Genomic DNA, 23675 nt, shown 5'->3' with positions numbered 1-23675 from the left:
ACTGAGTACCTTGTTGACGAGATTTTGACGGCGCCAACCCTAAAGTTGACGCCGTCGGTGCACCTCGCTCGTTACAGGTCTCGCGCCAACGCTCGGCCCGCTGCTCGGCCGGAGAAGATGCAGCCACCGAGGAACGTTCCTTCCAAGGCGCTGTATCCGTGCACTCCGCCGCCGCCGAATCCGGCGACCTCACCGGCCGCATACAGTCCGTCGAATGCGCTGCCGTCAGCCTTGATGACCTGTGAGTCGAGATTGGTCTCCAGGCCGCCGAGGGTCTTGCGCGTGAGTAGATGTAGGCGGACTGCGATCAGTGGACCGTTTTTGGCGTCGAGGATCTTGTGCGGTGCGACGACGCGCACGATCTTGTCGGCCAGCAGGTTGCGGGCACCATGGATGGCGGTGATCTGGAAATCTTTGCTGTACTTGTTGTCGACCTCACGATCACGGGCGATCATTTCCCGTTCGATGTCCTCGAAGTCGAGGAGTGGCTCGTCGGTGAGCGCGTTCATGCCGTCGACCAGATCGCGAAGGTTGTTGCGCACCACGAAGTCTGCGCCCTTCTGCTTGAATGCTTCGACCGGGCCGGGTGCGCCCTTCTTGATGCGTTCGAGCAGGAGTTTGAAATCGCGATTGGTGAAGTCGGGGTTCTGTTCCGAACCGGACAGCGCAAATTCCTTCTCGATGATCTTCTGATCGAGGATGAACCACGTGTACTCGTAGCCGGTATCGAGGATGTACTTGAAGGTTCCCATCGTGTCGAAACCGGGGAAGTTGGGTACCGGCAAGCGTTTTCCGGTGGCGTCGAACCACATTGACGACGGGCCGGGGATGATCCGGATGCCGTGATTGGGCCAGATGGGATTCCAGTTCTGGATTCCTTCTGTGTAGTGCCACATGCGGTCGCGGTTGACGATGTTGCCGCCGGCGGATTCGGTGATCTCGAGCATGCGGCCGTCGACGTGTGCCGGCACGCCGGTCAGCATGTGCTCCGGCGCCTTACCCAGTCGCTCAGGCCAATTCTTCTTCACCAGTTCGTAGTTGCCGCCGATGCCACCGGAGGTGACCACAACGGCCTGCGCGGAGAACTCGAATTCCCCGATTGGTGTACGGGAGCTTTCGACTCCCCGAATGGCGTTGGACGGCTCGAGAACGGTGCCGCGAACGCCGGTGACTGCACCGTCGGTGAGTACGAGTTGATCGACCTGGTGGCGGTGCTTGAACGTGACCAGTCCGCGTTTCTGCGCCGCGATCACCTTGTCGAGAAATACGTCGACGACACCGGGGCCGGTTCCCCAGGTGAGGTGGAATCGGGGAACGGAGTTACCGTGACCGAGAGCCATGCCGCGGCCGCGTTCAGCCCAGCCGACGTTCGGCATCAAGCGAAGTCCCAAGTCGTGCAGGTACTCTCGCTTTTCGCCCGCCGCGAACTCGACGTACGCCTTGGCCCATTGCCGGGGCCAGTGGTCTTCGCGGTCGCGGTCGAAGGCGGCCGTGCCCATCCAGTCCTGCATGGCCAGATCCAGAGAATCCTTGATGCCGAGTCGGCGTTGTTCGGGGCTGTCGACGAGGAAAAGCCCGCCCAATGACCAGAATGCCTGAGCGCCGAGGTTGGCCGCGTTTTCTTGTTCTACGACAAGCACTTTGCGTCCCGCGCGAGTCAGTTCGTAGGTGGCGACCAGGCCCGCAAGCCCGGCCCCGACAACGATGACGTCAGCATGTTCGCTCACAGCAACTCCTCTTCTGACTGGTTGGATTCCATTGATGCGCTGTAGGACAGCAGGATTCGAGTGAAAATATCGCGGCGCAGCGCAAATGCGGCACCGGTGTCCGTGTCTACGAGGCACTGCACGCTGGTGCCGTCGTGGATTGCTACCAGGGCCCGTCCGAGTGCCGTGGGATCACCGACTACTTTTCGTCCGATATCGCGGAGTGCAGATTCGACGATTGGTAGCAAGGTTTGCAGGATCGCGTCTTCGCGGTCGGCCAACGCGGTTCGGAGGGCGTCGTTGCGAAGTGCGTGAGCCGTGAATTCTGCGTTGATCCGGTACCACTGTGGGTCGACGGGGACTACCGCGACGATCCGCGCGACGGCGGAAGTTATGTCGAGTGGGCCGGCAGTGATTGCCGCGCTCGCCTTTTTCAGATCTGCCAGCATTGCGGCGGATCGTTGCTCCCACATGGCAAAGAACAGTTCGTCCAGGGAACCGAAGTTGGAGTAGAAGGCCCCTCGGGAGTACCCACCCCGCTCGCAGATTTGCTCGACCGTCGCGCGTCCGAACCCTTCGTCGGCAAAGACCTCCGCCGCTGCGTCGAGGAGTCGCTGGCGCGTCTGACCTCTACGTTTGGTGACGCGTTTGGGCGGTAAGGCAGCCACATCGCTCATCGGTACCTCCGGTTCGGTGGATTTCACAAACGATACACAGATGTATCCGATGCAGCGACGTATTCGAAAATATTCTCTTGACAGGGATTTCTAACAATTTCTAGTGAATAGACAAGATTCATGAATATTTACCGGTTCACGGATGCGTGATCTAAGAATCTCCGTGATTTCAACCCTGACCGGAGGTGTGTCCGGGCACTGTAATGGAAACCTCTGCTTGCTGGCGTCGACAAAAGGAACTGCCGTGTCTCTGCGTTTCCACTGGTATCTGCCCACCTACGGCGATTCCCGCAACCTGATGGCAGGCGGGCATGGGAGTTCGATGTCCGGGGACCGTCCGGCGACGCTGAAGTACCTGAACCAGATCGGAACTGCAGCAGAAGCCAACGGATTCGAAGCCGTCCTCACTCCGGCCGGAGCGTGGTGCGAGGACGCCTGGTTGACGACGGCGATGATGGTGGACACCACCGAAACCCTCAAGTTCCTCGTTGCGCTCCGGCCAGGTTTGTTGAGTCCGACGTTGGCGGCTCAAATGGCGGCGACGTTCCAGTGGCAATCCGGCGGCCGACTACTCCTGAACGTGGTGACCGGCGGCGAAGACTACGAGCAGCGAACGTTCGGAGACTTTCTGGACAAGAACCAGCGATACGCGCGCTGCGGCGAATTTCTCGACGTGATTCGGCAGTTGTGGGCCGGGAACGGTCCCGTGGATTTCTCCGGCAAGTACATCAGTGTGGAAAACGCTGCCTTGCATCGGATTCCGGATCCCGTTCCGCCGATCTTTTTCGGGGGTTCGTCACCGGCAGCGGGCACCGTCGCGTCGCGTTTTGCCGATACGTATCTAACCTGGGGTGAAACCCCGTCCGCAGTTGCCTCCAAGATCGCGTGGATCAAGGATCTGGCTGAGATTCAGGGCCGAAGCCTCGACTACGGAATTCGTCTGCACATCATCAGTCGTGACACAGCCGAAGAGGCGTGGGCGGAGGCCGATCGTCTGCTGAGTGCCTTGGATCCGGCGACCGTCGAACTGGCGCAAGCGAATCTCGCTCGATCAAGTTCGGAAGGGCAGCGTCGGATGCTCGAGTTGCACGGTGGTGGAAGTGCGTACAAGACGGGCATCGGTGCGCGCTCGTTGGAGATCTCGCCGAACCTGTGGACCGGTGTCGGGTTGGTGCGCGGAGGCGCCGGAACTGCGCTGGTCGGTTCGCATGAGGAGGTTGCCGACCGGATCGCCGAATACGCGGCAATCGGCTTGGATCACTTTATTCTGTCGGGTTATCCGCATCTCGAGGAGACATACCAGTTCGGTGAAGGTGTCCGGCCGATCCTGGCGAGGCGCGGTCTCTAGGGAGATCCGCAGCGGGACGATCGTCCCGAGTTCACGAGCCTTGGTCCCATTTGTACGAGTTGCCCGAATTGGACGTTCGTCTGATTTTACACTTCGAAGGTTATTGCGGCCGAGTGCCGCAGAACCAACGAGAGGGTCGTCAATGCAGGTAGAGGGCAAGTTTACAATTCGTCGCGTAGTAGGCGCTGTGGCTGTCGCTGCCGCAACTGTAGGTGGCGCAGCACTGATCAGCCCGGCGATCGCGTCGGCCGCTGTTACGGCGCCCGAAGTGACCTACACGCTCGTCGACAACGATCTGTCGTTGACGGTTGTCAACAACAACAGCACCGAAAATGGGGCTTTGGCACCGCGGTGCCAGGCGCTTGTCGTCAACGCGCTCGAAGCGGCGAACATTGCCGATGATCCGACGAAGTTGCTCGACCCGACTGTTGTTGTCTACCCCCAGGTTACAGATCTCGAGTCTCTGTTCGGTGTTGTCGCGGGCGAGACCAAGACGGCGGCTGTGGCCGATATTCCTGACGGAATGTACGCCGTGATCGGTGCATGCGTCGACCCGACGGTCACCCCCATCAAGCCTGCCTTCGGTGCGCCCAAGATGATCACGATCGGTAACCCCCTCGGTGGCATCGATCTGGGAAGCCTCAGTGGCGGTAGCCTCGAGGGCTTCGACATCATGGGACTGCTGTCGGGCATCCTCGGCAAGTGAAAGTAAGCGCACAGTAATTTTCTTCAGCTGCGCCGGACTCGGGTGACAATTCCCCCGAGTCCGGCGCAGTTGGCTTTTCCACCACGCATTTCCCGACTGAGCGGTCTATTGTTCTGGAAGTTCTAGTTGACCGAGTTGTCCGGAGGTACGGAAATGCGTAGTCGTGGATTCAAGCGTGTGCTCGGAGGAGTTGCTGTCAGCTCGGCAGCAGCTATCGGATTGACCTTCGCCGGAACTACATCGGCCGTGGCAGCGCCACTCGCGCCGCCGTTGGAGGTGAGTGTGGATGGCGCCGACATTACCTTCACGATTTCGAATCCGAATCGACCTCTCAGCTTCGTCAATTGCACGCCGGCAGTTGTCGATCTCCAGAAGTTGCCGGGAATCATCAACGACCCCGCATCGATCCTGACACCAGGCGTTCTTGAATACCCACTGGTCGAAAGCCCCTTGAGTCTGTTCGGCGTTCTTCCGCAGCGAAGCCTGACCGAGACCGTGACTGTGTCGCCGGGCATCTACGGCGTGGTTGGCGCTTGCGTGTCGATCCCCGAACTTACTGCTGGTCTCATCAGTGGAAACATTCCGATTCCGACGATCAGCTTGCCGGAGGTCGTCTTCGTGGGAAGTCCACTGGGCAGTCTGGGTAGTAGCGGAAGTGTGGGCAGCAGTGACGGTGGCGCTGGAAGCGTCTCCGGATCACTCGAGGACCTGGGATTCGAAACCCTCAACGACGTGATCGCAGAAGTGCTCCGGATCCAGGCAGGAATCCAGGCCGGAAGCAGTGAGCTCGGCAGCAGCAACGGCGGCAGTCTCACAGGCAGCGACTTCGAGACCGGTTCGGGTAGTAACGTTTTCAGCCTCGGGTCCTAGCGCAAATCGAGGCAACACCCCGTTCGGCATCGGCAATGTCATAGGTTGAACGAGATCGTGGTCTCGTCGGTTGTGGTGGCTACAGTTCCGAACCAGCCCTTGCCTGAGAAGTTGAGTACTTCACCCAAATCGTCAACGATCAGGTAGCCCGCGCCTGGCAGGCTGGTTCGGAAGTAGTCGAGAAGCGCAGCGGGGGCGGGTGCGCTCAGCGTGACGTATCCGTCCGACGATGCCTTGATTTTGGTGTTCTCCGGGAAGCTGATACCTGGGGGCAGGACGATCGATCGCCCGTCTACATCGATGAGTTCTGGATCGGCCGCGATATCTGAGCCCGTAGCTGGCGCCGCACTAGTGGAAGAACTCGACTGCTTGTATGAGATGTAAGTGTCCGTTCCCGTCGAGGAAACGGTTCCAGTCCAGCCCTTGCCGGAGAAGCTGAGTATCTCCCCCAAATCGTCGACGATCAGGTAGCCCGCGGCTGGCAGGCTGGTGCGAAAGAACTCGAGAAGCTCCGAGGGGAGAGGCGCCTTCAGTACGAGCTGGTTCATCGAAGACATCTCGATTTTGGTGTTCTCCGGGAAACTGATGCCCGGCGGTACGGCTATCGTCCGCCCGTCCACCACGATGAGTTGGGGGTCCGCCGCCGTAGCCGATCCTGTTGCTGTGGATGGGGCTGTTGTCATTGATGGTGCCGCTGCGCTGGGCGAAGATGCCAAAGTTGATGATGCGCCGCCGCTCGACGAAGTTGTGGCATCTGAGCAGGCTACGAGCAATGTCGATGCGGATGCTGCCGCCGCAAAGATGGCGAGCCTTCGACGAAGCGAAATTGGTTGTGACATTGTTTTCCCCCTGATTGGCTGAGCCGGGGGCAGCTCGAAACCAGCCCCCCTGGTTGCCGCAGGCTAACACCGACCTTGGGTTATTGCGCTTCGTAGTTCTCTCTAGGACACGCGCTAGAGAGCGACATATTCGGCTAGTCGGCTTGTACCGTCGGTGGGCATGGACCCAGTACGCAATCCATATGCCCCCGGTGCCGGTCAACGGCCGCCGGAGTTGGCAGGCCGCGACAAGCAGATCGATGCCTTCGACGTCGTCCTCGAGCGAATTGCTCGAGGACGACCCGAGCGCAGTGTTGTCTTGACCGGGCTCCGTGGTGTCGGAAAGACTGTGCTGCTCAACCAGTTACGGTCGGCCGCCATCTCGAAGAGCTGGGGGACCGGCAAAATTGAGGCGCGCCCCGATCAAGATTTACGACGCCCCCTCTCGTCCGCTCTACACATGGCAGTGCGGGAAATTGCGGTGTCACATCGTGATCCGGAGCGAGTAGAACAGTTTCTGGGTGTCCTCAAATCCTTTGCGCTACGCGCGACGGCGGACAAAGGAATGCGCGAGCGTTGGCAGCCCGGCATCGATGCTCCGGCGATCAAGGGCCGAGCGGACAGCGGTGACATCGAGATCGACTTGGTGGAACTGCTGATGGAAGCGTCGTCGCTGGCGCGAGATGTCGGCGTCGGGATCGCGATCTTCATCGACGAGATGCAGGACCTCAGTGCCGCGGACGTATCGGCGATCTGCGGCGCGTGCCATGAGCTCAGCCAAGACGGCGCGCCGCTCATCGTTGTGGGAGCTGGACTTCCGCATCTGCCGGCAGTGTTGTCGGCGTCGAAAAGCTACTCGGAGCGGCTGTTCAGCTATCACCGGATCGATCGACTCGAACGGGAAGCTGCAGACCAGGCATTGATTGCGCCCGCCGAGCGTGAGGACGTCAAGTTCACGAACGAAGCGCTCGACGCGCTGTACGACGCGGCAGACGGCTATCCGTATTTTGTTCAGGCCTACGGAAAAGCGACGTGGGATGTGGCCGCGTCGAGTCCGATCACCAAAGACGATGTGCGGGTGGGCGCTCCGACGGCTGAGGAAGAGCTGGCCGTCGGATTCTTCGGATCACGGTACGAGAGAGCAACTCCTGCGGAACGTGAATATATGCGCGCGATGGCTGATCTTTCCGGTGACGACGGTCCGGTCGCGACGTCGGCGATTGCCGTCGAACTCGGCCGTAAACCGGCGTCGCTCTCGCCGGCGCGTGACGGTTTGATCAAGAAGGGTCTGATCTACTCGGCTGAGCGGGGTTCCATCGGATTCACGGTTCCGCATTTCGGCCGCTACCTGCGTGGGCAGGCGGAATGAACGCGCTGCAGACGGCTTGGGATCGGGTTGCGGCGATCAGTCCCGCGCCACAGGCATGGGTCGTTCCACTGATGGCGCTGTTGGCTGTCGTGATCGTCCTCGAACCGCATCTATGGCGGGTTGCGCGCAATGTCGTGACCATTGCACATGAGGGCGCCCATCTCATCGTTGCGGTCTTGGTTGGGCGCAGGCTGAAAGGTCTTCGGCTGCACTCGGATACGTCGGGAGTTGCGATTTCGTCGGGAAAGCCGACGGGTTTCGGTGTCATCCTCATGACGTTCGCCGGGTACGTGGGGCCGTCGATTCTGGGCCTTGGCGCCGCCGCCCTGTTGGGTGCGCAGCGCGCTGTGTCGGTGCTGTGGATCGGGCTGTTCGTGATCGCGGTGATGATGGTGCTGATCCGCAATCTGTACGGGGTGTTCTCACTGGCGGTGGTCGGCGCGGTGCTGTTTGCTTTGGTGTGGTGGGGGACTCCGGAACAGCAGGTGGCTGCCGCGTACTTCCTGACGCTCTTCCTGCTTTTCGCTGGGCCGCGGCCGGTGGTGGAACTTCAGCGTCAGCGCATGCAGCGTGGTGGTGCACCGGATTCCGACGCCGATCAACTGGCGAGGCTTTCGCCGATACCCGCGATTGTGTGGGTGGCGCTGTTCTTACTGGTCAATGTCGGCGTTCTGGTGGTGGGCGGCTGGTGGATCCTGCGTCCGGTTTAGATTCAACGGGAGAGAAGAGGATTGGAGGAAGTTGGCCATGATCGTCGTATCCGGACCGTCCATGTCGGGGTGCTGCGTGAGTAGCCTCGGTGCCGTTCTGTAACTCTTTCAGGGCCAGCAGCGCGGCTGAGCGTACTTGTTGGTGAGCGTGAGCGGTCAACCGCGAAATGATGCCGGCCAGTTGGTGCCCACCCATCGACATTGCATTTTCAGGAATCTTCAGTTCGGTGAGTTCGCCATTGGCTGCGACGGAGACCTGAACGCCATGTTCGGAGGCGTGCCCGCGCGCGTGGGTGAGTGCCTCGGTCAGCTTCTCGCGGCGTACCCATTTTCTGTCGGCCGTGTCGCTATTTTCCGAATTGTGAATATGCATTGCTTCCCCCCGCGGAAGTGTCGCTGATTGGTGCCTATTTACCAGTGCTGCAACAGTATTCACGACCGATCCGATTTGCGTCAGAAGGTCAGTGTTAGGGTGCGCTGTGAACTGGCGCTCGACTGTAACACGGGGTGGGGAAACGAATGTCGGACAAATTATGGATGGATACTGGGGAAGCGCGGCGTTTCATCTCGGACGCCGAAGGGGTGGGCGGTGAGATAGCAGACGTCGATGTCGAGGCGGCCGCAGATCAGGTGCGATCCGGTTTGACGGACTCGATGGTGGCTCCGGCGTGCAGCGATATCGCTCGATTGCTCAATGAATCTGTCGAGGCATTGGCAGCGAGTGTAGGGGCAGTCGCGGTGAGTTCCAGCAGTGCCGTGGACAGCTACGAGAAGACGGATTCTGCGGTTGGTGCGGGAGTTCGCGGCGCTGGGGACGGAAGCATATGACCATCACGGTGTCGACGGCGCGGGCGTGGGATACGTCAGCCTTGGATGTTCAATCCGAGTTGTGGTCACGTGCGTCAGAGACGCTCGACGACAAGCGGAGCAGATTTACAAACCGGGTGCTGGATTCACCAGAATTCTGGCGCGGTATCGGTGGCGACGCAATGCGACGCACTGGCGACGGAATTGGATCGAGTGCAGGGCGGTTGGTGTCGTCGTTGGCGGACGTGTCGAATGCGACCCGGGCAGGTTCGGTGAATATCGCTGCGGCACGTCAGTACGTTCTCGATTGTGTGAGCGATGCCCAGCGCGCGCAGTTCGTGATAGCTGATGACGGTTCGGTGACGGTGCCACCTGATTTGTACCTGTGGATTGCAGCCGAGGCAGGCCCGGAGGGGGCTGCGGTAGCAAAGCGAGTGCTGGAAGAGAATGCCCGCGAGCACGAGCGGCGGATCAAAGAGGCCCTGCAAAACCTGGATCAGGTAGATCGTGATGCAGCCTCCGCGCTTGATGCTGCGGTTGGAGGTTTGCGGGCCAATCCGATTTTGGCGTCGGGTGGCGGCGATTTGTCGGGTGCGCAAGGTGGTGTCGATGGCGCGTTGATCAGTTCGGGAGAGGCTACCGCTGCGGATCGGGCGCGCATCAGTGACGCACTGGTGCAAGCGCAGTTGACGCCGGAGCAACTCGACGCGATCGCGCAAGGTGAAGCTATTGCCGATATGCCGCAGAAGACATTCGACTATTTGAGTGGTTTCTACGACGCTGTGGGTAAAGACGATTTGCTCGCGTTGGCGGATCAGTTCCGTGAGCAAGAACAGGCTGGTGATCCGAAAGCGGGCGGGAGACTTGATGCTCTGGCAAACGGGTTGTTGACGCTCTCCGACGAAAAAGTGGGAACTGGAACCGAGACCGGCGGGTACGGGCAGGTCCCGCCGTCGGTGCGGGAGTTGGTCTACCACGGATATGAACCGGATCCGAATGTCGAACGAAGCGCACGGGATCTTGCAGACATCGGTCGGCTAGGTGACCTGTTGGGCGAAGCGACGCCGGGGCATCAGCCGGGCGCGGAGTTGGGTGTGGAGTTCGATCGAGTTGCGGCGCACATGGCCGATGTATCAAATAAATCTGGCGGTTCATCTTTCCCCTGCCAGATGGCATGGACTACGAGCGCACCATGGAGCAGTTCTTGGATATCGGTGTGCGGAACCCTGATTCGTCGTGGCAAGTGCTCACCGGGCTCAATCCGGACGGCAGTCCGATGGATTTCAATCGGGACGGTGTGCTGCTGCCGCTATCGACACACGATTGGCCCGATGATGGTGCCAGCGTTGGCGGGTTGGGGAGTTGGATCAATGCCGATGCGGTAGTGGAGAATCCGAACGATCCGGTAGACGTGGACCGTGCGACGCGGGCCGGTGAAGCGGCTTTCGGTATGACGCAGTTTCTTTCGACTACGGACTCGGGAATCGGTGGCAACAATTTTGCTTCGTTGATCAACATTGCCGATCCGAAAAATCCGCCGGGTGATTTGTCGATTGGGCAGTTGAATCCGATCTTCACCCAGCAGGTCGCGGGCGCTCTGGCCCCGTACGTGGGCGACATGGTGGGAGTCGATGAGAAGTACACGGGTACCGGGGGTTTCGGCGATCTTGGTCCGGTGGAGGCGACGAGGGTGTTTGCGTTGCTTGATGGTGATCCGAAGGCGGGTGGGATTATCAATGGTGCGGCATTGGCGCAGGCCTCGGCGCTGGATAAGGCTTTTGCCGTTGGAGCTGTGAACGGTGAGGATTCTTGGTTACTGGGTTACAGTTCCGGAAATCTGCATGCCCTGGTCGAGGCGGGGCTAGGGGCCGAGGTAGTTGATCGTAATCTCGACAGTGAAGCAGCAGACGCTGCGCTGCGACAACAACGTTCGGAAGCGTACGGGGTGAGTCAGTGGTTAGCGGCGGGTGTAGTGAGCTTCATTCCTGGTGGGGCGGTGATCAATCCGCTCGCCAATTCTGTGGCGCTGATGTTGCAGGACGACTACGTCAATGGTGCAGGAGCGGCAGTGAGTGCTACTCCAAGCTACTCCGGTGAATCGTTCACGACCGGACTCGGCATCGACAATATTCGGATGCATTCGATGCTCAGCGCGCTGGTCGAAGACGGTCGCGTGGACGTCAATGATCTGAACCAGGGGTTAGTTCGGGATGGGCGGCTTATGACCCTGGACGAGATGGATCGCGCTGTCGGACTAGACAGAACGGTGGGGATGATTCCGAATGCGCTGGAAACGGCCGGAGTATCGGGTATTGACCGATTGGACTATCTCCGAGTCGCAGATAGTGCTGGTGTTGCAGTCGGCGGCATCATCTTTCCCGACCACTTAGGCGCGGGTGAATCGTTCAATACGATGCTGGTCAATGGTGTGGGTAATCAGCGGGCGAATGGGTGGCCGAGGTGAAATGTAGTCGACTGGGTGCTGTCATGGCGGTCGGAACCTTGGTGGCCGCCGTATTGATGGGGTGTTCTGGGGAAGCTGATTCGCGGAGTCGCTCGGCGTCGTCTTCTGTTGTAGTTGAACCTGATTCGGGCCCGGTAGGGGTTCGGGATGCCACGGTGGTGTGGTCCTCTGGGGTTGGGGTGGATCTGTTCGATGGGCGTGGACGGATGGTGCGGGCGGCGAAGGAATCGGATCGGATCGGATTCATGGTTGGGTTGTCGGCGACGTATCCGGGCTTTGCGGATGCGGTTGAGAAAGAACGTGCGCGTTACTACGCTAACCCGAACCTCAGTCATAGACCGTTGGTGGGAACTCACTTTTGGCATATTCTCGAGATCGTTGATACAGCAGCAGGATTCAGTGCGACGGTATGCGCTCAGGACTCCCGGTCTGCGGTTCTGAAGGATGATGGTCGGTATGTCGGTGATAGTGGGCCGGCATCGAGCTATCAGGTGACCTTCGAGAGGGCACCGGTTCCACCGAGGATCGGGAATGTGTTATTCGAGCCGAGAACGCAAGACCCCGGTGTTGCGGATCCCGGTGATCAGCCGCAGTGGCAGTACTTGACGGAGGACGTGTTTGCGGGTTGGTCGGTAACGCTGGGGGGGAATCAGTCGTCCAAATGGCCGTGTATGGATTGGGGTTTCACGGTTGTGCCGGACACTCCGAAGGACGGTACGGAGACAGTGTTCAGTGATATTCGCCCGCTGACATTGCCGGCGTATCCGGGGTGGTGACCGAGATGAAACGTCGGAAGCCGACCAGTGCATCTGCGGGCTGATGGCGGCGCCGGCGGAAGTGCGAAATATTTGCTGACTGCGCTGGGGCGGTAGGAATTTCGGGTGCAGTTCAATTGACATATCTACAGGTATCTAGCTGATTAGCTAGATACCTGTAGATCTTGATCACGCTATGTCTTCCTCACCACCGGCCGCCACCTTCTGCAGGCCGCGGTAGGCGTCGTTCGCGCTCTGCCGGCCGGCGATGACAGCTTCGACCTCAGCCGCGATGGGCATGTCCACGCCGAATTCCCGAGCCAGGGCCATAACTGTCGGCGCAGTCTTGACGCCCTCGGCAACCTGACCGAGTTTGGCGACTGCTTCCTCGACGGTCAGCCCCTGCGCGAGTGCTTCGCCGACACGACGGTTACGTGACGTCGGGGCCATGCATGTGGCAATCAGATCGCCGACGCCGGTCAATCCGGCAAAGGTTCGCGGATTGGCGCCCATTGCTTCACCCATTCGGGTCATCTCCGCGAGTCCACGGGCAAGGACCATGGCGCGCGTGTTGTCACCGACGCCCAGTCCGTCGGCCATGCCGGACGCGATCGCGACGATGTTCTTGAGAACGCCGCCAAGCTCGCACCCGAGAACGTCGGTGTTCCGGTAGACGCGGAACACTGCGGACGCGAACAGTGGTTGAAGGGCAGCGGCGACGCGATCGTCCTGCGTCGCGACGACAGATGCGGCGGCCATGCCGTCGGCAATTTCCTTGGCGATGTTCGGACCGGCCAGAAGGCCGACCGGGTGGCCGGGCAGGCATTCGGCGATTACCTCGGTCGGACGCAAACGAGTCCCGGGTTCGAGGCCCTTGGACAGCGACAGGATCGGCACCCACGCGCGCACCTCCTCAGAGATCTCGGCGAGTGTGGAGCGCACGGCATGCGAAGGCACCCCACACACCAGGACGTCGGCTTCGCGGGCTGCCTCGACCAGATCGGACGTTGCTCTCAGTCCCTTGGCGAGTCTTCGGTCGCCGAGATATTTGGAATTGGTTCGATTGGTGTTGATCTCGTCGGCAGCGTCTTCGTTTCGCGCCCACAGCAACGTGGGCGTGTTGCGGGCAGCAAGGCCGGCGACGGTGGTTCCCCAGGATCCGGCGCCGAGAACGACGACGCGTACCGCGCGGGCCATCAGAGTGCGCTGTTCGAGGTAGCGAGTGATGTCATGAGGCCAAGCGTTCCACTTGCGGAGCGGTTGCGGGGCAAATCCGCAGAGTCTGTGTCTGGACTTACTGGTGAGCCGGCGGCGGTGCGCTGGTGCGCATGGTTTCGACGGCACCCGCGGATTCCGCGACGATCGAGCGCATCGCAGATTCGGCTGCGTCAGCGTCGCCTGATTGGATGGCCGACGCCACCACTCCGTGCAGGTGAATCGCTTCGGCATCGGCTTCGTGGGGCATCAGGGCATGCCGAGTTCGACCTTCGAGAATTTCGACGACGATCTGCGACATTGCGCGCAACATCGGGTTTCCCGACGCTGCGAGCAGGGTGCGGTGGAAGTCGGCATCGTGACCCAGGTACGCGTCCGTGTCGGCGGCGCGGGAGGTAGCTGACATGCCGATGACAGCCGCGGTGAGCGCACCACATTGCTCGGGGGTGGCCCTTGCCGCTGCCAAGCGGGCAGCCAGCGGTTCGATTCCGGAGCGCAGCTCGCTGAGGATCGACAGCTGTTCGAATCGGTCGGGTCCGGCCAATTGCCAGCGGATCACAGTGGGATCGAGTGCATTCCAATGCTCCGATCCGAGGATGGTGATCCCGACGCGTCGACGCACCGCGGCCAGACCGAGTGATTCGAGAACCCGCACGACTTCGCGGATGACGGTGCGGGACACGTCGTAGCGGGTCGCGACCTCGTCAGCGGAGATGGTGGTGCCCGGTTTCAGGACGCCGCCCACGATGTCCTGACCCAGTTGTTCCAGCATCGAGTCGTGCAGTTGCTGAAACGGGACGGCTGTCATGGATAGATGGTCCCACGCGTATGGATAAGCCCGCTGCAAGGTCGATAAATACTACAAATTAGTGTCTGGTCTTGAAATTGTAGGTTAATTAAGGAACAGTGACCTCAATCACTCACCGGACTGGAGTCCCTATGAACACCACAGCACTGCTGGCGGCGGAGATCGTCCCCGCTGGTAGCGATGCTCGATTGATCATCGCCGCGGTCGTTGGCGTCGCCGTGATCATCGCGCTCATCACCTGGCTGGATCTGCATCCCTTCCTGGCCCTGTCGATCGGAGCCGTCGGCGTCGGACTGGCTGCTGGTCTCGGGTCCGCTGAATCTGTCGCCGCATTCGCCACCGGATTCGGCTCGACGATGGGTGGCGTCGGCATCCTGATCGGCTTCGGGGCGATGTTCGGCAAATTGCTGGCCGACTCGGGCGGTGCCGATCGAGTTGTCGACACCTTGGTCAGTCGGTCCAGTGCCGCGGCGCTGCCGTGGACGATGGCGTTGGTCGGTGCCGTCATCGGCCTGCCGATGTTCTTCGAAATCGGACTTGTGCTCCTGATGCCGGTCATCATCCTGGTGGCTCGGCGCTCCGGCCAGTCGTTGATCCGAATCGCAATCCCCACGCTCGCCGGACTCTCTGCAATGCACGGATTGGTCCCACCGCATCCGGGCCCGCTCGTTGCGGTCTCCGCATTGGACGCGAACCTCGGGCTCACTCTGGCGCTCGGTGTGCTGGTTGCCATCCCCACCGTTGTTCTCGCCGGTCCGGTATTCAGCAAGATCGCCGCACGGTGGGTTGATGTCAAAGTTCCGGATCTCTTTGTCACCGGCGAAGATTTAGGCGAAGAAGAGAAGAAACAGAGGCCGTCTTTCGCAGCCACTCTCTCCGCAATCCTGCTTCCCGTGGTGCTCATGCTCGGCAAAGCGTTTGCCGACGTCATCGCTCCTGATTCAGATGCGCTCCCCAAATCGGTGCTCGACTTCCTCGGAACACCCGTTGTCGCTTTGGGTCTCGCAGTTCTGGCTGGCATGGTGCTCCTCGGCCGCGGCGGTGGAATGGACCGCAAGGCCATCTCCAAATCTCTCGAAAGTTCGCTTCCGCCGATCGCCGGCATTCTCTTGATCGTCGGCGCCGGCGGCGGCTTCAAGCAGGTACTCATCGACACGGGCATTGCCGACGTGATTGCCGACGCCATCAAGGGCAGCAGCCTGCCGGTACTCTTCCTCGCTTGGTTGGTCGCCGTATTGATCCGCGTTGCAACAGGTTCGGCAACAGTTGCCACCGTAACCGCGTCGGGCATTCTTGCTCCGGTAGCCGCAGATCTGTCGTCCACTCATGTCTCGCTGATGGTGCTGGCGATCGGAGCGGGCTCCCTGTTCCTCTCCCACGTCAACGATGCCGGGTTCTGGTTGGTCAAGGAATACCTCGGCGTCAGCGTCGTGCAGAACCTCAAGACGTGGACCGTGATGGAATGCATCATCTCGGTGTCCGGTTTGGCCGGCGTTCTTGTACTGAGCGCAATCATCTAGGGCTGGAACATGACTACTGAAATAGCGCAGAAGAATCCGGTACTCGTCGTAATGGGTGTCTCGGGGTCGGGTAAATCAACCGTCGGCGGAATGATTGCCGGTGCCATGGGGTGGGACCTTCAAGAGGGCGACGATCTGCACCCGCAAGCCAACATCGAGAAGATGGCTGCCGGACATCCCCTCGACGACGACGACCGTTGGCCGTGGCTGGACAAGATCGCTCGGTGGATCACCGAACACACCGATGCGGGGGAGCCTGGCATCGTGACCTGCTCGGCGCTCAAGCGAAGCTATCGGGACGTCCTGCGAGGCGAAAATGTGGTGTTCGTGCATCTCGCAGGCTCGCGTGATCAGATCGGCCAGCGGTTGACGGCGCGTCTCGACCACTACATGCCGCCGTCGCTTCTGGACTCGCAGATATCTACTCTCGAACCGATCGACCCGGACGAACAGGCAATCGTCGTGGACGTGGGCGGCAGTCCTGCCGTGATCGTGGAAGAGATCCTGCGGAGACTGGAGACGCTCGGATACTGAGACTTTTGGAGCGCACCTGTCCTCGTGGATGCTCGTCGGTTATCGTTCTCTGAAAAGTATGTGTAACTCAAATACACAAAACGCTTTGACCTGGGAGGACGCTATGCGGACGCGAGATTCGACGGTTTGGCACTGGGACGTGAGCCCGCGAGCACGGTTCATCTTCGCGGTGACCAGGACGTTCGTGAAGCCGATGTTCACGCTCTGGCCGACCAGTGACCGCGGAATCCGGCAGCTGGAACGCCTCGACGCGCTGGCCGACCGCCTGCCGAAGCCCAAGAACCTCGACATCGAACCGTTGCGGCTCGGTGGGGTTTCCAGTGAGAAGGTGACACATCCCCGCCGGGCAACAGGTGAGCTAGCCGGTGCCACAATCCTGTACTTCCACGGCGGCGGATTCATCTTCTGCGGCCTTGCCACACACCGAGCTCTGTGTGGATTGCTGTCCGCGAAGGCGGGTGTCCCGGTGATCTCCGTCCGCTACCGCCAGCTACCCGAAGGCTCGATCGGGACGTCGGTGGTGGATGCGATGGCGGCCTACACAGCTCTCCTCGAGACTGCCGAAGACCCGAACAAGATTGTGGTTGCGGGTGATTCGGCCGGTGGATACCTGGCCATGAAGGTTGCCGAAATCGCCGCACTGCGTGGAATCATCCGGCCGGCCGCGGTTATCGGATACTCGCCGCTACTTAACGTCGACCTCGAAGAGCATGACCCCGACTTCATGAAACGGGATGCGTACCTGCCGATGTCGCAGGTCGAGAAACTCAAGGATCGGTGGCTGGACGGACCGGACGAGATTGTCGGTGCACAGTCCCCGATCAATGCCGACCCGAGCCTGATCCCGCCGACATTCCTGGTCGCTGCAGAGTACGAACTGATGCGTCCCGATGTGGAAATCATGACCGAAAACCTCATCAAGGTAGGCCAATCCGTCGAGACTCACATCTGGAGCGGGCAGATCCATGCCTTCCCGGTGATCGGTAAATCCCTGCGCGAGGGTCGCACGATCGTCGATCTTTCCATCGCATTCCTGGAGCGGACCTTGGCGTCGAAGCAGCAGTTGAGCGCCTGATTTACGCCGGCGGATAGTCGACGTCCTGGCCCGTACTCAGATCGGAACATTCCACGAGTTCTGCTCGGTGCTCGCGCAGATACGCGCCGGCGCCGGCGTCACCGGTCAAGGAGTTGATCAGGGCGTCCCAATGGTCCCGCCCGATGACGACGGGATGTCCGGGACTGCCGTGAAATACCGCGCGCCGGAGGGTGTTCGGTTGAACGGGCGTCGGGCCGACCATGCGAGCTACGGTCCCGGCGTTGAGATCCGGCAGATCAACGAGGGTGACGACGGCGGCATCGACAGTCAGCTTGTGTGCGGCGTCGAGGCCGGCGTGCAGTGACGCGCTCATTCCCTTCTGCCAGTCCGATTCCACCACAAGAATATTCGTGGAATCGGAGGGCAAGAGTGCTGTGGCGTCCGAGGCTTGGGCTCCGAGTACAACGATCACCGGAGTGCAGCCGACGCCGAGCAGCACCGAGACTCCATGGCATAGCCATGATCCGTCGGCGTCGACCATCAGAGCTTTGGGTGTACCCATGCGGGATCCTGCGCCGGCGGCAAGCAGGATCCCGCATGTTGTCATCGAACTATGCGCCGGTGACGCGGGGGCGTAGCCACTCGACAAGATCGTCCAGAACTTCTTTCTGCTCAGGCTCGTTGTAGATCTCGTGGTACAGGCCGTCGTACACCTTCAATGTGACGTCCGTGGATCCGGCCAGGTCGGCAACCAGCTTGCTGCCGGCCGGATCTGTGAGGCGGTCGGCGGATCCGTGTTGCAGCAGAACCGGAATGGTCAGTGAAGGCAGGCGGGACGGGAATCCTTCTGCCGCCGTGATCATTCCGCGCGCAATTCCGGCCGGAACCTTCCCATGATGGATCAGCGGATCAGCGTTGTACTCGTCGACAACATTCTGATCGCGTGACACCGCAGCTGCTTCCAGGCTCTCGACCGGAACATCCGGGAGATACTTGCCGAGGAACTTACCCAACTGCATGACGATCTTGGGTGTACCGGTCGCGATGATCACGGCCGGCCCGGACAGTGCCAGCGCTTTCAGGTCGCTCTGGTGATCGAGTGCGTAACTCAGCGCGATAGCGCCGCCCATACTGTGGCCGAGCAGGAACTTGTCCTTGCCTGGATGTGCTGCCGTCGCGATTCCGAACAGAGTGTGGACGTCGTCGGTGAAATCGGAAAATTCCTTCAAATGGACGCGCTTTCCGCCGGACCGTCCATGTCCGCGGTGGTCCGGGGCGTACACGATCAGGCCGAGTTCGCCCAGTCGGGCAGCCACATGGTCGTAGCGGCGAGCATGTTCGCCGAGACCATGGCACAGGACGAGGACGCCGGTGGGCTCACGATCCGGAGTCCATACGTCGTAGACGATCTTGGTGCCGGATACGCCGGTGAACGACGACTCTTCACGCTGCATGGTTGCGCCCTCTCTCCCGACCGGTTCCGGTACGCGGATTCTTCCTATGCTATTCGCCAGGACCTGCAGATTGGGCGATACGGAAGCCCAAGTCGTCGATCGAGAAAGTCGGGTGGCTACGACGACGGACGCTTGCCCCACAACCACGTGCTTCTTCGGCCCAACTGCCTCCTCGGAAGATGCGGTAGGTGCCGTAGACCTCGGGATCGTAGAGATCCCAGCACCATTCCCAGACGTTGCCGATCATGTCGTACAAGCCCCAAGCATTGGGTTCCTTCAGGCCGACCGGGTGGACATGGCCATCGGAGTTGTCGCTGTACCAAGCGATATCGGCGACCTCGCCGTAGCGATATCCCGTGGTGCCGGCTTTGCACGCATACTGCCATTCCGCTTCTGTGGCGAGACGGTACCCGTTGGCCTGCCGATCCCACTGCGGTGAGTCGCTGTCGATGTCGAGGTAAGCGGGAGTGAGGCCGTCGTCCGCTGAGAGTTTGTTGCAGGCTGCCACCGCGTCGATCCACGACACATTGACTGCCGGAGTGTTGGCGGCCGATGATGAATCACCTTGTAGCACTTCGGTAGTCATCGGATAGCGTGCCAAGCGAAACGGTTGGACGGCAGCAGTCCACATGGTGCCCTTGCGGTCGTCGCGCAGATCGACCGTGCCGCCGGGAATATCGATCATCAACTCGGAGGCTCGGCTCATGGCGCACCGTTCCGGTATTCGTTGTTGACGGACATGCGTTCATTGCATCCAATTCCCGTTGCGTCGTCAACGGTTTCGATCAGTAGGCTTGCCTCATGGTCGCATTCACCGGGATACCCGTTGCCGCACTCGACTTCTACGAGGATCTCGAGGCTGACAACAGCAAGGCCTGGTGGGCCGCGCACAAAGATACGTACGACGAGATGGTTCGTCGTCCCATGACAGCGCTCGTCGCGGAACTCGAAGACGAGTTCGGAACGGCCAAGCTCTTCCGTCCGTATCGCGACGTGCGATTCTCGAAGGACAAGATTCCGTACAAGACGCACCAGGGTGCCTTTGTAAGTCTCGCCCAGAGTTGCGGTTACTACGTGCAGATCGACCCCGCGGGATTGATGGTGGCCGGCGGGTTCTACGGCAGTACGTCGGAAACGATTGCGCGTTATCGCGCCGCCGTCGACGACGACGTTCGTGGCCCGGAACTCGAGAAGATTCTCGCGGACGTGCAGAAGGCCGGCTTCACTGTCGGCGGCGACACCCTCAAGACTGCGCCACGTGGTTACACCGTCGACCACCCGAGGATTGAACTGCTGCGGCACAAGTCCTTGACTGCGAGCCGTAGTTTTCCCAGTCCGTCGTGGTTGGACAGCCCGCGGACGCTCAAAGAGGTTCAGAAGTCCTGGCGCGCGCTGACCCCATTGGTCGAGTGGTCCGGGCAGGTGCTCGGGGCCAATTGAAAGTGGCGTCAACCCGGGGTTGACGATGCCAGGATCGTCAACCTATGGTTGACGCATGGACAAGCCGGTAGAAATGACAAACAAGGTCCGACTCGATGACCTCATCGACGCAATCAAGAAGGTCCACACCAATGCGTTAGACCAATTGTCCGACGCGGTGGTTGCAGCAGATCATCTCGGTGAAGTCGCCGATCACCTCATCGGGCACTTCGTGGACCAAGCACGCCGATCGGGAGCGTCGTGGACCGACATCGGGCGGAGCATGGGCGTCTCCAAGCAAGCAGCGCAGAAGCGCTTTGTGCCGAAAGCGCCGGGCGAAGGCAAGTTGATGGACCCCAACGACGGATTCAGTCGATTTACGGTTCGCGCCAAGAACGTAGTGATGGCTGCGCAGAATGAAGCTCGGGCAACCGGTAGCGCGGAGATTTATCCGGCGCATTTGATTCTCGGGCTTCTGACGGATCCCGAGGCGTTGGCGGCTCAGGCGATTGTTGCGCAGGGGATAGGCCTCGAGGCGGTGCGCGACGCCGTCACCAGCGGATTGGCAGCAGGGGGAGCGGATGAGCTACCTCAGCTCATTCCCTTTGACGCTCAATCCAAGAAAGCTCTCGAACTGACCTTCCGCGAGGCCCTCAGGTTGGGGCACAACTACATCGGCACCGAACATATCCTGCTCGCATTGCTCGAACTGGAAGACGGTTCCGGTGTTCTCACCGACCTTGGCGTCGACAAGGCTGCAGCTGAATCGAATATCGAAGCCACGGTGTCAGCGGTGATCAAAGCTCGATCCGAAGATCAGTAGCCGTCAGGCCGGAGGATGCAAAGAGGGCCAGATACAAAAGAGGGCCGCACCCTTGCGGATGCGACCCTCTTTCTGTGTCACTGACTAGACAGCGCGCACATTGGTAGCCTGGGGGCCCTTCTGGCCCTGGCCAACCTCGAACTCCACACGCTGGTTCTCGTCGAGCGACTTGTAGCCGTTGCCCGAGATCTCAGAGTAGTGAACGAACACGTCCGGTGTTCCGTCGTCGGGAGCGATGAAACCAAAGCCCTTTTCGCCGTTGAACCACTTCACGATGCCCTGTGCCATACAAATACTCCCTACAAAACGATCCGGGTTTCACATCGAAGTCCCGATCTCGATACCTCCATCTTTGCATGCCGCGCAAGTTTGCGCACCGTGGCGTGCAAAAAAGGCACTTCAGAAGGCATAAATTGATCATTTTCGGGACGTTCGGTTGGGCAATTGGTGTCATTTCGGGTCCGGTAATCGTCGTCGGTTCGGGTAGTGAATCGCCTGTTCGGCCTACTATCTGCTGATGGTGGACATCGATCTGACCGGGCGCTCCGCAGTAGTTGGCGGTTCGCAGCCGCTACGCGGAATTCTGGAGGCACCTTCGGGCCCCGGTCCGTGGCCGGGAGTGGTCATGATCCATGAGGCCTTCGGGCTCGACGACGTGATGCAGCGGCAGGCCAAGCGGTTGGCTGCTGCCGGATTCCTGACCTTGGCCGTCGATCTGTACAGCGCGGGCGGCGCGAAGCGGTGTCTTGTGCCGACCATGACGTCGATGCTGCGTGGACAGGGTCGAGCTTTTGTCGACATCGAAGTGGCACGAAACTGGTTGATGGAGTCATCCGGTTGCACCGGCAAGATCGGTATCATCGGGTTCTGCATGGGTGGCGGGTTTGCGATGGTCAGCGCGGGTGATTTCGATGCGGCATCCGTGAACTACGGTCAACTTCCGCGCAAACTCGATGCGGCAGTAGCAGATTCATGTCCTGTGGTCGGCAGTTTCGGCAGGCGCGATCCGTCCTTGCGGGGAGCCGCGCTGAAACTGGAAACGGCGCTGAACAAAGCCGGCGTCGAGAACGACATCAAGGAATATCCCACTGCTGGACACGCGTTTCTCAACGATGCGGAGGCCGGCCCCAAGGTGTTGCGTCCGTTGGAGCGGATCCTCGGCGTCGGACCCGACCCTGTTGCGGCTGAAGATGCCTGGAAACGCATCGACTCGTTCTTCGGGCGACATCTCGGCTAGTCAGCGACTCGTGCGTTCACCGCCGTTCACTGCCAGTACCTGGCCCGTGATCTGCCGGGCACCTGATGACGCAAGGAAAAAGACTGCGGCCGCGATATCTTCCGGTGTTCCCGCACGCTTGGTGCTTGTGGATTCGATCAACGCATCACGCCGCTCGTCAGTGAGGATATCGCGAAAAAACTCGGTGTTCGCGATGTATCCGGGCGACACGATGTTGGCTGTGATTCCTTCGGGGCCGAGTTCGGCAGCCAGATCGATATTCCATGTTGCAACAGCGGCTTTGGCGGCTCCGTACGCGCCCGCACCCTTGTCTGCAGCTATCGAACCGATAGTGATTACGCTGCCGCCGTCGGCGAGGGCGCCGCGAAACGCGGCTGTGGTCAGGACCGCCGAGAGCAGGTTGGAGTCGAGGTTTGCGCGCCACGATGCCGCCAGCGTCTCGAGGTCGGTGGGGGAAGGGCGATCGAAATCGGTGTTTCCGCCGGCGCAGTGGACAAGGACGTCCACTGATGTCGATAGCGACTGCTGCAACCGTTGTAGGTCTTTCGGGTCGGAGTTGTCGCACACAATCGCCTGAACATTCGGACCCAGTTGATCAGCTGCGTGTTCGAGGATTTTGCTACGTCGACCGGTTATGACGACTGCGTCACCATTGTCGGCGAATGCTGCTGCGACGGCCCGCCCTATTCCTGTGCCGCCACCTGTGATGAGAACTGTGCGTGTCATGTCTGCCTCCGATGAGTTACGTTTAGGTCTATATGAAAACCTATCATTTAGATCTAAACGAGGTGTCGCATGGTTAGTGAATACGATCCGAATGATGAGGTCGATGCGATTGCGTTGGCTTGGTCCAGAGAGCGGCCCGGAACTCCTGTCGACGGGATCGGCATCGTCACCAGGCTGTGGATGTGCGCAAAATTGTTGGGGGAGGATCGTCGGCGTGTGCTTTCCGCTGTAGGCGCGGACACGGCGACTCTCGACCTGCTGAGCGTTCTGCGCAGATCCGGCGAGCCATATCAACTGACTACCCGTCAGATCGCCGAGCGGACCGGCGTGACAGCCGGCGCAATTTCACAAAGGCTTGCCCGTGCTGAAGCGTCGGGCCTGGTGGAGCGATCGCCCGCATCGGAGGGGTCGAGAGTTGTTCTCGTGACCCTGACGGGCGCCGGTCATGAACTGGTCGAGCAGTTGGTCGACCAGGTTCTCGGACGCGAGGAACGGTTGGTGTCAGTGCTGTCGGAGTCGCAGCAAGGGCAACTTACCGAGTTGTTGCGACTGTTTCTCGAAGGTCTGCGCGGCGAACTGGGTGATCCCGGTGCCGCGCATGTCGGGGCATAGTTCGTCGGAAAGCTCTGGACAACTCAGTTAATCGTCATTATCTTAATTTGATTATTGGCTG

General features: G+C 60.4%; 28 protein-coding genes. 17 read left to right on the top strand and 11 right to left on the bottom strand.

All coding sequences use genetic code 11. The features are described from left to right. Positions 1-71: 71 nt before the first annotated feature. Both MTX36_RS23605 and MTX36_RS23600 read right to left on the bottom strand, forming a co-directional pair. Complete coding sequence (locus MTX36_RS23605; protein WP_243622072.1) at positions 72-1727, bottom strand: FAD-binding dehydrogenase; 1656 nt, start codon at positions 1725-1727, stop codon at positions 72-74. Then, positions 1724-2383, bottom strand: a complete 660-nt coding sequence (locus MTX36_RS23600) for a TetR/AcrR family transcriptional regulator (RefSeq protein WP_243622071.1) — start codon at positions 2381-2383, stop codon at positions 1724-1726. Before MTX36_RS23600 ends, MTX36_RS23605 begins: the two co-directional genes overlap by 4 nt. Positions 2384-2627: 244 nt before the next feature. Between MTX36_RS23600 and MTX36_RS23595 the strand changes: the two genes are divergently transcribed. From MTX36_RS23595 to MTX36_RS23585, 3 genes are all read left to right on the top strand, one after another. Beyond that, positions 2628-3731 (top strand): LLM class flavin-dependent oxidoreductase, encoded by a 1104-nt coding sequence (locus MTX36_RS23595; RefSeq protein ID WP_243622070.1) that lies wholly within the window; start codon positions 2628-2630, stop codon positions 3729-3731. Between the two features lie 187 nt (positions 3732-3918). Then, a complete protein-coding gene (locus MTX36_RS23590) occupies positions 3919-4437 on the top strand; it encodes a hypothetical protein (RefSeq protein ID WP_243622069.1) in 519 nt (172 codons plus the stop codon). Positions 4438-4590: 153 nt separating this feature from the next. Next, positions 4591-5307 (top strand): hypothetical protein, encoded by a 717-nt coding sequence (locus MTX36_RS23585; protein ID WP_243622068.1) that lies wholly within the window; start codon positions 4591-4593, stop codon positions 5305-5307. Between the two features lie 38 nt (positions 5308-5345). Here the strand turns inward: MTX36_RS23585 and MTX36_RS23580 are convergent, their stop codons facing one another. After that, the gene (locus tag MTX36_RS23580; RefSeq protein ID WP_243622067.1) at positions 5346-5990 is read right to left on the bottom strand and encodes a hypothetical protein; all 645 of its coding nucleotides are present in this window, start codon (positions 5988-5990) and stop codon (positions 5346-5348) included. Between MTX36_RS23580 and MTX36_RS23575 the strand changes: the two genes are divergently transcribed. From MTX36_RS23575 to MTX36_RS23565, 3 genes are all read left to right on the top strand, one after another. Beyond that, positions 5971-6168, top strand: coding sequence for a hypothetical protein (locus MTX36_RS23575; protein ID WP_243622066.1), 198 nt, complete (start codon positions 5971-5973; stop codon positions 6166-6168). The genes MTX36_RS23580 and MTX36_RS23575 overlap by 20 nt on opposite strands. Positions 6169-6306: 138 nt before the next feature. Next, positions 6307-7494 carry an ATP-binding protein gene (locus MTX36_RS23570; protein ID WP_243622065.1) on the top strand — a complete coding sequence of 396 codons (1188 nt, stop codon included), beginning with the start codon at positions 6307-6309 and terminating at the stop codon, positions 7492-7494. Then, complete coding sequence (locus tag MTX36_RS23565; RefSeq protein WP_243622064.1) at positions 7491-8204, top strand: M50 family metallopeptidase; 714 nt, start codon at positions 7491-7493, stop codon at positions 8202-8204. Before MTX36_RS23570 ends, MTX36_RS23565 begins: the two co-directional genes overlap by 4 nt. Here MTX36_RS23565 and MTX36_RS23560 read toward each other — a convergent pair. Continuing rightward, positions 8152-8577, bottom strand: coding sequence for a hypothetical protein (locus tag MTX36_RS23560; RefSeq protein ID WP_243622063.1), 426 nt, complete (start codon positions 8575-8577; stop codon positions 8152-8154). The genes MTX36_RS23565 and MTX36_RS23560 overlap by 53 nt on opposite strands. Before the next feature lie 164 nt (positions 8578-8741). Between MTX36_RS23560 and MTX36_RS23555 the strand changes: the two genes are divergently transcribed. The 4 genes from MTX36_RS23555 (at position 8742) to MTX36_RS23540 (ending at position 12251) form a co-directional block, all read left to right on the top strand. Continuing rightward, positions 8742-9032 (top strand): hypothetical protein, encoded by a 291-nt coding sequence (locus MTX36_RS23555; protein ID WP_243622062.1) that lies wholly within the window; start codon positions 8742-8744, stop codon positions 9030-9032. After that, positions 9029-10396: a hypothetical protein gene (locus tag MTX36_RS23550; RefSeq protein WP_243622061.1), complete on the top strand. Its 1368-nt coding sequence runs from the start codon at positions 9029-9031 to the stop codon at positions 10394-10396. Before MTX36_RS23555 ends, MTX36_RS23550 begins: the two co-directional genes overlap by 4 nt. Positions 10397-10518: 122 nt before the next feature. Then, entirely contained in the window at positions 10519-11475 is a 957-nt protein-coding gene (locus MTX36_RS23545; protein WP_243622060.1) for a hypothetical protein, read from the top strand. A gap of 23 nt (positions 11476-11498) precedes the next feature. Next, positions 11499-12251 (top strand): hypothetical protein, encoded by a 753-nt coding sequence (locus tag MTX36_RS23540; RefSeq protein WP_243622059.1) that lies wholly within the window; start codon positions 11499-11501, stop codon positions 12249-12251. Between the two features lie 168 nt (positions 12252-12419). Here MTX36_RS23540 and MTX36_RS23535 read toward each other — a convergent pair whose 3' ends face one another. Continuing rightward, the gene (locus MTX36_RS23535; protein ID WP_169635706.1) at positions 12420-13427 is read right to left on the bottom strand and encodes an NAD(P)H-dependent glycerol-3-phosphate dehydrogenase; all 1008 of its coding nucleotides are present in this window, start codon (positions 13425-13427) and stop codon (positions 12420-12422) included. Positions 13428-13524: 97 nt separating this feature from the next. Next, a complete protein-coding gene (locus tag MTX36_RS23530) occupies positions 13525-14253 on the bottom strand; it encodes a FadR/GntR family transcriptional regulator (RefSeq protein ID WP_243622058.1) in 729 nt (242 codons plus the stop codon). A 131-nt stretch (positions 14254-14384) separates the two neighbouring features. Here MTX36_RS23530 and MTX36_RS23525 point away from each other — a divergent pair, with 131 nt between their 5' ends. From MTX36_RS23525 to MTX36_RS23515, 3 genes are all read left to right on the top strand, one after another. Next, a complete protein-coding gene (locus MTX36_RS23525; protein WP_243622057.1) occupies positions 14385-15773 on the top strand; it encodes a GntP family permease in 1389 nt (462 codons plus the stop codon). Positions 15774-15782: 9 nt separating this feature from the next. Then, positions 15783-16307: a gluconokinase gene (locus MTX36_RS23520; RefSeq protein WP_243622056.1), complete on the top strand. Its 525-nt coding sequence runs from the start codon at positions 15783-15785 to the stop codon at positions 16305-16307. 103 nt (positions 16308-16410) lie between these two features. Then, the gene (locus MTX36_RS23515) at positions 16411-17382 is read left to right on the top strand and encodes an alpha/beta hydrolase (protein WP_243622055.1); all 972 of its coding nucleotides are present in this window, start codon (positions 16411-16413) and stop codon (positions 17380-17382) included. Between the two features lies 1 nt (position 17383). Here the strand turns inward: MTX36_RS23515 and MTX36_RS23510 are convergent, their stop codons facing one another. The 3 genes from MTX36_RS23510 to MTX36_RS23500 are packed head-to-tail and all read right to left on the bottom strand — an operon-like array spanning position 17384 to position 19503. Further along, positions 17384-17950 carry an NTP transferase domain-containing protein gene (locus MTX36_RS23510; RefSeq protein ID WP_243622054.1) on the bottom strand — a complete coding sequence of 189 codons (567 nt, stop codon included), beginning with the start codon at positions 17948-17950 and terminating at the stop codon, positions 17384-17386. A gap of 4 nt (positions 17951-17954) precedes the next feature. Beyond that, entirely contained in the window at positions 17955-18797 is an 843-nt protein-coding gene (locus MTX36_RS23505; protein WP_243622053.1) for an alpha/beta hydrolase, read from the bottom strand. A gap of 49 nt (positions 18798-18846) precedes the next feature. Then, positions 18847-19503, bottom strand: a complete 657-nt coding sequence (locus tag MTX36_RS23500) for an SUMF1/EgtB/PvdO family nonheme iron enzyme (RefSeq protein WP_243622052.1) — start codon at positions 19501-19503, stop codon at positions 18847-18849. 95 nt (positions 19504-19598) lie between these two features. Here MTX36_RS23500 and MTX36_RS23495 point away from each other — a divergent pair, with 95 nt between their 5' ends. Beyond that, on the top strand, positions 19599-20237 hold the full coding sequence (locus tag MTX36_RS23495; protein WP_243622051.1) for a DUF2461 domain-containing protein: 639 nt from the start codon (positions 19599-19601) through the stop codon (positions 20235-20237). 55 nt (positions 20238-20292) lie between these two features. Continuing rightward, complete coding sequence (locus tag MTX36_RS23490; protein WP_243622050.1) at positions 20293-21039, top strand: Clp protease N-terminal domain-containing protein; 747 nt, start codon at positions 20293-20295, stop codon at positions 21037-21039. A gap of 84 nt (positions 21040-21123) precedes the next feature. Here the strand turns inward: MTX36_RS23490 and MTX36_RS23485 are convergent, their stop codons facing one another. Further along, positions 21124-21327, bottom strand: a complete 204-nt coding sequence (locus MTX36_RS23485) for a cold-shock protein (RefSeq protein WP_003939930.1) — start codon at positions 21325-21327, stop codon at positions 21124-21126. 229 nt (positions 21328-21556) lie between these two features. Between MTX36_RS23485 and MTX36_RS23480 the strand changes: the two genes are divergently transcribed. Then, complete coding sequence (locus tag MTX36_RS23480; protein ID WP_243622049.1) at positions 21557-22276, top strand: dienelactone hydrolase family protein; 720 nt, start codon at positions 21557-21559, stop codon at positions 22274-22276. On the opposite strand, the gene MTX36_RS23475 is transcribed toward MTX36_RS23480, so the two are convergent. Then, positions 22277-23002, bottom strand: a complete 726-nt coding sequence (locus MTX36_RS23475; RefSeq protein WP_243622048.1) for an SDR family NAD(P)-dependent oxidoreductase — start codon at positions 23000-23002, stop codon at positions 22277-22279. Between the two features lie 69 nt (positions 23003-23071). On the opposite strand from MTX36_RS23475, the gene MTX36_RS23470 reads away from it, so the two are divergent. Further along, a complete protein-coding gene (locus MTX36_RS23470; protein WP_243622047.1) occupies positions 23072-23614 on the top strand; it encodes a MarR family winged helix-turn-helix transcriptional regulator in 543 nt (180 codons plus the stop codon). The last annotated feature ends 61 nt before the right edge of the window (positions 23615-23675 follow it).

Source organism: Rhodococcus sp. ARC_M6, assembly GCF_022810305.1.
Classification (GTDB): domain Bacteria; phylum Actinomycetota; class Actinomycetes; order Mycobacteriales; family Mycobacteriaceae; genus Rhodococcus_F.
Note: the sequence above shows the minus strand (reverse complement) of the source record. Positions and strands in the feature narration are given on the sequence as shown.

What these genes read in the sequence shown, in the direction of transcription:
- MTX36_RS23600 (WP_243622071.1), bottom strand. Translation starts at nt 2,383, where the DNA reads ATGAGCGATGTGGCTGCCTTACCGCCCAAACGCGTCACCAAACGTAGA.
- MTX36_RS23585 (WP_243622068.1), top strand. Translation starts at nt 4,591, where the DNA reads ATGCGTAGTCGTGGATTCAAGCGTGTGCTCGGAGGAGTTGCTGTCAGC.
- MTX36_RS23580 (WP_243622067.1), bottom strand. Translation starts at nt 5,990, where the DNA reads ATGACAACAGCCCCATCCACAGCAACAGGATCGGCTACGGCGGCGGAC.
- MTX36_RS23570 (WP_243622065.1), top strand. Translation starts at nt 6,307, where the DNA reads ATGGACCCAGTACGCAATCCATATGCCCCCGGTGCCGGTCAACGGCCG.
- MTX36_RS23565 (WP_243622064.1), top strand. Translation starts at nt 7,491, where the DNA reads ATGAACGCGCTGCAGACGGCTTGGGATCGGGTTGCGGCGATCAGTCCC.
- MTX36_RS23560 (WP_243622063.1), bottom strand. Translation starts at nt 8,577, where the DNA reads ATGCATATTCACAATTCGGAAAATAGCGACACGGCCGACAGAAAATGG.
- MTX36_RS23555 (WP_243622062.1), top strand. Translation starts at nt 8,742, where the DNA reads ATGGATACTGGGGAAGCGCGGCGTTTCATCTCGGACGCCGAAGGGGTG.
- MTX36_RS23550 (WP_243622061.1), top strand. Translation starts at nt 9,029, where the DNA reads ATGACCATCACGGTGTCGACGGCGCGGGCGTGGGATACGTCAGCCTTG.
- MTX36_RS23540 (WP_243622059.1), top strand. Translation starts at nt 11,499, where the DNA reads ATGGCGGTCGGAACCTTGGTGGCCGCCGTATTGATGGGGTGTTCTGGG.
- MTX36_RS23535 (WP_169635706.1), bottom strand. Translation starts at nt 13,427, where the DNA reads ATGGCCCGCGCGGTACGCGTCGTCGTTCTCGGCGCCGGATCCTGGGGA.
- MTX36_RS23530 (WP_243622058.1), bottom strand. Translation starts at nt 14,253, where the DNA reads ATGACAGCCGTCCCGTTTCAGCAACTGCACGACTCGATGCTGGAACAA.
- MTX36_RS23525 (WP_243622057.1), top strand. Translation starts at nt 14,385, where the DNA reads ATGAACACCACAGCACTGCTGGCGGCGGAGATCGTCCCCGCTGGTAGC.
- MTX36_RS23520 (WP_243622056.1), top strand. Translation starts at nt 15,783, where the DNA reads ATGACTACTGAAATAGCGCAGAAGAATCCGGTACTCGTCGTAATGGGT.
- MTX36_RS23515 (WP_243622055.1), top strand. Translation starts at nt 16,411, where the DNA reads ATGCGGACGCGAGATTCGACGGTTTGGCACTGGGACGTGAGCCCGCGA.
- MTX36_RS23510 (WP_243622054.1), bottom strand. Translation starts at nt 17,950, where the DNA reads ATGACAACATGCGGGATCCTGCTTGCCGCCGGCGCAGGATCCCGCATG.
- MTX36_RS23505 (WP_243622053.1), bottom strand. Translation starts at nt 18,797, where the DNA reads ATGCAGCGTGAAGAGTCGTCGTTCACCGGCGTATCCGGCACCAAGATC.
- MTX36_RS23500 (WP_243622052.1), bottom strand. Translation starts at nt 19,503, where the DNA reads ATGAGCCGAGCCTCCGAGTTGATGATCGATATTCCCGGCGGCACGGTC.
- MTX36_RS23495 (WP_243622051.1), top strand. Translation starts at nt 19,599, where the DNA reads ATGGTCGCATTCACCGGGATACCCGTTGCCGCACTCGACTTCTACGAG.
- MTX36_RS23490 (WP_243622050.1), top strand. Translation starts at nt 20,293, where the DNA reads ATGGACAAGCCGGTAGAAATGACAAACAAGGTCCGACTCGATGACCTC.
- MTX36_RS23485 (WP_003939930.1), bottom strand. Translation starts at nt 21,327, where the DNA reads ATGGCACAGGGCATCGTGAAGTGGTTCAACGGCGAAAAGGGCTTTGGT.
- MTX36_RS23480 (WP_243622049.1), top strand. Translation starts at nt 21,557, where the DNA reads ATGGTGGACATCGATCTGACCGGGCGCTCCGCAGTAGTTGGCGGTTCG.
- MTX36_RS23475 (WP_243622048.1), bottom strand. Translation starts at nt 23,002, where the DNA reads ATGACACGCACAGTTCTCATCACAGGTGGCGGCACAGGAATAGGGCGG.
- MTX36_RS23470 (WP_243622047.1), top strand. Translation starts at nt 23,072, where the DNA reads ATGGTTAGTGAATACGATCCGAATGATGAGGTCGATGCGATTGCGTTG.